This window comes from Trebonia sp. (assembly GCF_049794275.1).
GTDB lineage: Bacteria > Actinomycetota > Actinomycetes > Streptosporangiales > Streptosporangiaceae > Trebonia.
In genome coordinates this window covers 1-4,484 of sequence record NZ_JBARCR010000563.1, presented here as the reverse complement: position 1 = coordinate 4,484, position 4,484 = coordinate 1, and the positions used below count along the sequence as shown (strand labels likewise).

7 protein-coding genes are annotated in these 4,484 nt (G+C 70.8%); 3 read left to right on the top strand and 4 right to left on the bottom strand.

Annotation, left to right across the window (positions count from 1 at the left end):
- The 3 genes from WA805_RS15420 to WA805_RS15410 form a co-directional block, all read right to left on the bottom strand.
- Window positions 1-737, bottom strand: a 737-nt coding sequence (locus tag WA805_RS15420; protein WP_425242661.1) for an alkaline phosphatase family protein, incomplete at its 3' end; no start/stop codon positions are given.
- 1 nt (window position 738) lies between these two features.
- Window positions 739-1,266 (bottom strand): DinB family protein, encoded by a 528-nt coding sequence (locus WA805_RS15415; protein ID WP_425242660.1) that lies wholly within the window; start codon window positions 1,264-1,266, stop codon window positions 739-741.
- On the bottom strand, window positions 1,263-1,529 hold the full coding sequence (locus WA805_RS15410) for a hypothetical protein (protein ID WP_422279620.1): 267 nt from the start codon (window positions 1,527-1,529) through the stop codon (window positions 1,263-1,265). The genes WA805_RS15415 and WA805_RS15410 overlap by 4 nt, the downstream gene beginning before the upstream one ends.
- Before the next feature lie 103 nt (window positions 1,530-1,632).
- Between WA805_RS15410 and WA805_RS15405 the strand changes: the two genes are divergently transcribed.
- The 3 genes from WA805_RS15405 (at window position 1,633) to WA805_RS15395 (ending at window position 3,915) form a co-directional block, all read left to right on the top strand.
- Entirely contained in the window at window positions 1,633-1,854 is a 222-nt protein-coding gene (locus tag WA805_RS15405; RefSeq protein ID WP_422286568.1) for a hypothetical protein, read from the top strand.
- Window positions 1,855-1,864: 10 nt separating this feature from the next.
- Complete coding sequence (locus WA805_RS15400; protein ID WP_425242659.1) at window positions 1,865-2,578, top strand: YciI family protein; 714 nt, start codon at window positions 1,865-1,867, stop codon at window positions 2,576-2,578.
- Between the two features lie 89 nt (window positions 2,579-2,667).
- The gene (locus WA805_RS15395; RefSeq protein ID WP_425242658.1) at window positions 2,668-3,915 is read left to right on the top strand and encodes an RNA polymerase sigma factor; all 1,248 of its coding nucleotides are present in this window, start codon (window positions 2,668-2,670) and stop codon (window positions 3,913-3,915) included.
- Window positions 3,916-3,928: 13 nt separating this feature from the next.
- On the opposite strand, the gene WA805_RS15390 is transcribed toward WA805_RS15395, so the two are convergent.
- Window positions 3,929-4,484, bottom strand: a 556-nt coding sequence (locus tag WA805_RS15390; protein ID WP_425242657.1) for a sensor histidine kinase, incomplete at its 5' end; no start/stop codon positions are given.

The following is a 4,484-nucleotide window of genomic DNA, read 5'->3' as shown; positions in this document are numbered from 1 at the left end:
TAGCTGCCGCTGTCGCCTACCTGGTCGTTGGTGTACACCTGCCAGCTGACCCCGGCGGCCTGCAGCAGCTCGGGATAGGTCGTCACCACCGGCGTCCCGGCGTCCGGCCCGAAGTGCACCTCGTAGTCGCCCGGATTGCTGATAAGGCCCGACGACGTCCCCGTCCAGAAGTACATCCGGTTGGGGCTGGTGGGCGCCATGATCGCCTGGTGATAGCCATCGCAGATGGTGAAGGCGTCGGCCACCGCGTACTGGAACGGGATCTCGTTCCTGGTGAAGTAGCCCATCGTCTCTTCGGTCTTGGCCGGAACCCAGTTGTTCCACTGCCCGCCGTTCCATGCCTCGTGGTCGCCGGGCCACCCGTGGTCGAGGTCGCCGTCGGTCTGGTCGGTGAGGTTGTAAGGGAGCAGGTAACCCAGGTCGGTGCGCGTCTTGTCGGGCTGCTGGAAGATGCCGGTCCCGTTCTGGTACCTGAGAGCCTGCTTGTCGCCGAAGCCGCGAACGCCGCGCAGTGTGCCGAAGTAGTGGTCGAAGGACCGGTTCTCCTGCATGAGGATCACGACGTGCTGCACGTCGGCGATGGTCCCGGTCCACCCGCTGGGCAGGGTCGGCTTGGCCGCCGCCGAACTGCCGCCTCCCCCAGCGGCTGCCGTGCAACCGGTGGCGCCGATAGCCGCGGCCGCGCCTAGCCCGGTGTACTGCAGGAAGCGGCGCCGGCTGACACCGGGGCTGCTCATGCTAGCCGTCGACGCCGGCGGCGCCGTCGGTCTGCTCGCGCAGGATGTCCGCGTGGCCGACGTGCCGGGCGGTCTCCTCGATCATGTGCACGTAGATCCAGCGCAGCGACACCTGACCCAGCCGCCGCTGCGGCACGGTGTCGTCGAGAGCGAACCGCGCGGCGGTCTGCCGCGACTCTTCGCAGGCGCGCCGGTATTCCGCCGCCAGCGACGCGACCGTCTCGTCGTCGGCCAGCTCCCAGCTGTCGTCGCCGCCGCCGACGTTGGGACCGATCTCGGCCTTGGGCCGTCCGGCCAGCACCCGCTGGAACCAGCCACGCTCCACCCCGGTCATGTGCTTGACCAGGCCGGCCAGCGTCGTCTTCGACGGCACGCGGCGGTGCCGGGCCTCCTGCTCAGAGACACCAGAGACCTTGCGGACAAGCACCTCGCGGTGAAAGTCGAGGAACGCTTCAAGCACTTCCCGCTCGGTCCCGGCGGCGACCAGCTCGTCGGGGGCAAGAGGCGGGGCCGGCCGCGGAGTCGTCACGGCGTCTCCCGGCCCGCGGACCGCCACGCCAGGATGGACAGGCGGGACACCGCGGACAGGATCGAGCCGGCGCTCGCGAACGAGCCGACCGAGCAGATGCAGGCGAACGAGGCGACCGAGCCGATCGACAGGACCGACCCCGCGGAGCCGATGCTCAGGATCGAGCCGGAGGAGCCGATCGACAGGATCGACCCGCTGGACCCGATGCTCAGGATCGAGCCAGCGGAACCACCCGACCGCCCTGACTTACCTTTGATCCCCATGCCGCGATTCTCGCATCCCGGTGTCCATCTCGGGGATTCCGTTCGTCGTCCGAGTGGACGAGCCGAAAGGGCGGCTCGAGAACGTTCACCGGATGGAGAAGCGATGGTTTACCCACTGTCGTATCAGCTGTACGAGTACGAGCGCGGCCTTACCGCCGCCGAGCAGCGGGCCGCGGACGTACGCGCGGGTCAGACTGCCGCCGCACTGCGGGACCTGCGGGCCTGCCTCGGGCGCGGCTTCCGGCTGAGGCACCGCGTGCGGCCCGCCCGCGGGGCGCCGGACACGGTTACGGCTCCGGTACGGTTCCTGTCAAGTGCCCGGTAGAGGAGGGGCCATGCGTTACATCCTGATCCACGCTGCTGACCCGGAGCTGGCCTCGAAGTGGGATGACGAGGCCCAGGCCTCGTTCTCCTCGTGGATCGAGGAGACGATCCGCTCCGGGGTCAACCTCCAGGGGAGCCGCCTGCGGCCGACGACGGATGCCACCACGGTCAAGATCCGGGACGGCGAGCTCATCATCACCGACGGGCCGTTCGTGGAGACCAAGGAGCAGGTGGCCGGCTACGACCTGCTCGAGTGCGCCAGCGTGGACGAGGCGGTGCGGTGGGCCAGCAGGCACCCCAGCTCCTGGGTGGGTGCGATCGAGGTGCGCGCGCTGCCGGAGCGCGCTCCGGCAGCGCCGCTGCCCGAGCCTGGTGAGGGCAAGATCCAGTACCTGATGCTCGTCTGCACCGACCCCGCGGTCGACGCCAGGGAGTTTGACCGCATCGAACCGGTCGATCCCTGGGTAGCCGACACGGACGGCCGGGGCATACGCCTGTATGGCAGCGAACTGGAGCCGCCGGGCAGCGCCCGCACGGTCCGGGTGAGGGACTCCCGCGCCATCGTGACCGACGGCCCGTTCGCCGAGACGAAGGAGCAAATCGCCGGATTCGACGTGCTCGAATGCGCGGACCTCGACGAAGCCATCGAGGTCGCGCGCAGGCACCCGATGGCCCGTCTCGGCGTCCTGGAGGTGAGGCCGTTCTGGCCGTTCGAGGAGGACTAGCCGGACCCGGCGGCCAGCCCGCGGAACCGGCAGCCGGCGCGGACGAGGCACCGGCCGCGGCCACCGCGACCAGCGTCGTGGGGACGGTCGTGGCCGATGTCTTCCGGCAGGAATGGGGCCGCATCACCGCGGCGCTGATCCACCAGACGGGTGACTGGGACCTGGCCGAGGAATGCGCCCAGGACGCCTTTGCCCAGGCGCTGCGCCGCTGGCCGCGCGACGGCGTGCCGAACCGGCCGGGGGCGTGGCTGATGACGGTGGCCCGCAACGCGGCCATCGACCGCCTGCGGCGCAGCAGCACCTACCGGGCCAAGGTCGAGGAGCTGGCCGTGATGGCAACCAGAGAGACGGGAACGGACGGCCGGGAGCCGGACGCCGACGACGGCGCCGTCCCGGATGAACGGCTCCGGCTGATCTTCACCTGCTGCCATCCCGCGCTGGCGATGGAAGCGCGGGTCGCGCTGACGCTCCGCACCCTGACCGGGCTGAGCACCGCCGAGATCGCTCGTGCCTTCCTGGTGCCGGAGGCCACGATGGCCAAGCGGCTCACGCGGGCCAAGCACAAGATCGCTAACGCGCGTATCCCCTACCGGGTGCCGCCGGCCGACGCCCTGCCGGAACGGGTGCCAGGCGTCCTCGCGGTGCTCTACCTGGTTTTCAACGAGGGGTATTCGGCCAGTGCCGGAGAAAACCTCATCCGGCGAGACCTCTGCGATCAGGCCGTTGCCCTGGCTCAGGTCCTGGCTGAGCTCCTGCCGGGGGAACCTGAGGCCAAGGGATTGCTCGCCCTCATGCTGTACCAGCGCTCACGGCAGACGGCGCGAGTGAATGATCGCGGGGACCTGGTCACCCTCGAGGAGCAGGACCGCGGCCGCTGGGATCAGGTCCAGATAGGCCTCGCCCGCGGGCATCTCGAAGAGGCTCTCGCCGCCCGGCGGCCCGGCCAGTACCAGCTCCAGGCGGCCATCGCCGGCTGCCACGCCGCCGCCCCGACGGCGCAGGCCACCGACTGGCCGAGGATCGCCCGGCTCTACCAGTACCTGGCCGACATGACCGGCTCGCCGGTGATCGAACTGAACCGCGCGGTCGCGGTGGCCATGGCCGACGGCCCCGCCGCGGGACTGGCGATACTGCGGCGCCTGGAGGCCGACGACGCCCTCGCCGGCTACTACCTGCTGCCCGCGACCAGGGCCGACTTCCTGCGCCGCCTTGGCAGGAACGAAGAAGCCGCCAGCGCCTACGAGGAGGCGGCAGCCCTCGCTGGCACCGGCCCCGAGCGGCGGTTCCTGAACGCGCGGCTGGCAGAAGTCAGATCGCAGGGACAGCAGCGCGGGTGAATCGCGGTACTGATCAGTCCCGGGCGGTTTCCAGCGGCGGGAACGTGAGGGTGAACGCCGACCCGGCCGGCCCGGTCCGCACCTCGACGGTGCCTTCGTTCGCCTGGGCGACGCTGCCGACGATGGCCAGCCCCAGCCCCGCGCCCGGCATTCCCCGCGCGTCCGGCGCCCGGTAGAAGCGCTCGAAGATATGCGGGAGATCCTCGTCCGCGATGCCCGGCCCGCGATCGCTGACCACCACCCGGCCGTCCTCGACGACTACGCGGACCGCGACGCCTTGCGGACTCCACTTGACGGCGTTGTCGATCAGGTTGCCGACGGCGTGATCGACCGCGGCGGGGTCGACGTGCACCAGGCACGGGCTCAGCTCGGCCTCGATGACCGCGTGCGGGCCTCGCTGGCGCAGGCGGTGCACCGCCTGGCCGGTGAGCAGGTCCAGCCGCACGGTCTCGCGATGCGGTGCAGACTCGTGGTAGCGGGCGAGGTCGAGCAGGTCGGTGATCAGCTGGTCGAGCTCGCCGGCCTGCTCCCGTGCCGCCCGCACCAGGCCGGGCGCCTCCGGGTCGGCC

Bases quoted from the DNA above. Each gene is read 5' to 3' on its own strand.
- WA805_RS15410 (WP_422279620.1), bottom strand. From the start codon at position 1,529: ATGGGGATCAAAGGTAAGTCAGGGCGGTCGGGTGGTTCCGCTGGCTCG.
- WA805_RS15405 (WP_422286568.1), top strand. From the start codon at position 1,633: ATGGTTTACCCACTGTCGTATCAGCTGTACGAGTACGAGCGCGGCCTT.
- WA805_RS15400 (WP_425242659.1), top strand. From the start codon at position 1,865: ATGCGTTACATCCTGATCCACGCTGCTGACCCGGAGCTGGCCTCGAAG.